At 42.7% G+C, this 1,696-nt stretch carries 1 protein-coding gene; it reads right to left on the bottom strand.

Annotated features, from left to right (window positions below; all coding sequences use genetic code 11):
• On the bottom strand, positions 1-1,560 hold a 1,560-nt coding region (locus ACFQ2O_RS18705), incomplete at its 3' end, for an Ig-like domain-containing protein (RefSeq protein WP_377531515.1).
• Positions 1,561-1,696 lie beyond the last annotated feature (136 nt).

The raw sequence follows: 1,696 nt of genomic DNA, 5'->3' as shown, positions 1-1,696 counted from the left end.
CACGTTGCCGCCTGCCACTGATGCCCAGAACTCACGGGTGATCTTGCCTGTTGCCACTGGTGTCGGAGCAGGAGTTGGAGCTGGCGAAGGTGCTGGAGCCGGTGCAGGAGCTGGTGTGTTCTCTTTTACAGTAATGCTTACTGAAGATGATGTTTTAGAGGCACTTGAATTGTCAAAAGCTTTTGCCGTAAGGCTGTAGCTTCCTGGGCTAACGTTGTTCCAGCTGAAGCTGTAAGGAGCGTTTGTGTCTTCTCCTAACTTAACAGAACCATTGTAGAACTCAACCTTAGTTATTGTGCCATCACTGTCTGATGCATTTGCCTCTATCATAACTGAAGTGCCTTGTACAAATACGGCATTAGCAGTAGGAGAAGAAATTGCCACAGACGGGGCCTGGTTAGCAGGAGCAGAGGCAGGTGAACCGTTAGGGCCTAGCACAACTCCGTTCTGCTTTAGTTTTTGATTCCAGGTTGTATACTCATCTGCTTCCATTTGTTTTGTAATAGCTACAAACGGAAGGAAGGTGTTATTTCTGAACGTAGAGGCTTCTGCTACTGATACGTCGTTGCGGTTATTTACATATCCCCAACAAGTAACACCCACTGTGTTATTCTCAACAATGTTAGAGAAGGTTGTGTTATGCTTGTAGTAGTCTTTGCTCCACAAACCTGTTGTGTTCATTTTATATCTAGAACCATCAGGAAACGTAGCAGCATTAATGGCTCTGTTGTTATGGTAGTGGATGTTATTTCCTCCTGCTATACCCATTGCATAGTTTCCTAAACCAACTATCTGGTTGTGGTTGGCCTCGATATAGGCTGGACAGATGCTAATGTCTCCGTCACCATCTGTAATGATACCACCTCCTGAGTAATGAGAAGCACCAGCTTCTATTGGAAAAGCACCTTGAATGTAGTTATTGTGGATTTTGATTTTTGAATTAGAAGTGCCGCGAGTGTTGTGCATGTTGATGTTATCTTCAACCACAGAGTTGTTTGGATCGTTGACAACCTCGTTCCAGGCTACTTCAGCATGAGATATTGCGTTGCGGAAATTAAAACCAACAAAGTTAACAGCAACCCATCCTCCGTAGATACGACCGTCTATGTTTTTAACTTTGTTATAACGGATTTTGATTGTTTCGCTTGTAGATCCGTTGCCTTGGTAACGACCGCCTATGTTTATACCCGCCACATTTTGTAAGTAACAGTTTTCTACAACGATATTTTTGAATTCATCCGCTGCTAAAAAGTTACGAGGCTTTTTGTAGTCTTTCCATGGAGTAGGAGTAAGACCGTAGCCATTGGTGTGTCTAACTGTAATGTTTGCAACTGCACCAGTAAAGCGAATTAGACGTCCGGCACTACGGATGTTTGAATTAACAATTACTACGGGCTCAGAGGTAGTGATTTCTACTGCGGCTATGTTAGAGTCACGCGACTCCCAGTTTCCTGTATAGGTACCGCCTTTAGAAATAACGATTGGTCCAGCATATGTCTGGGCACTGCTTTGAAAAGGGAACAGCACCAAGATCATCAAAGCGATCAATAAAGTGGGCAAAGTAATCCCTGCACTCTTTCTGAGTGAATAATAAATTGCATTCATCTTCTTTGGCTAAAAGTTGAAAGTAGTATTAAATAAATATTAAGTAATAAATTAAGCTGTTTTGTGTTGGTGCTTAGCTAGTGATACTAAT

Source organism: Pontibacter rugosus (assembly GCF_042678745.1).
Taxonomy (GTDB): Bacteria; Bacteroidota; Bacteroidia; order Cytophagales; family Hymenobacteraceae; genus Pontibacter; species Pontibacter rugosus.
The sequence above is the reverse complement of the archived record's forward strand: the minus strand, read 5'-3'. Positions and strand labels throughout refer to the sequence as shown.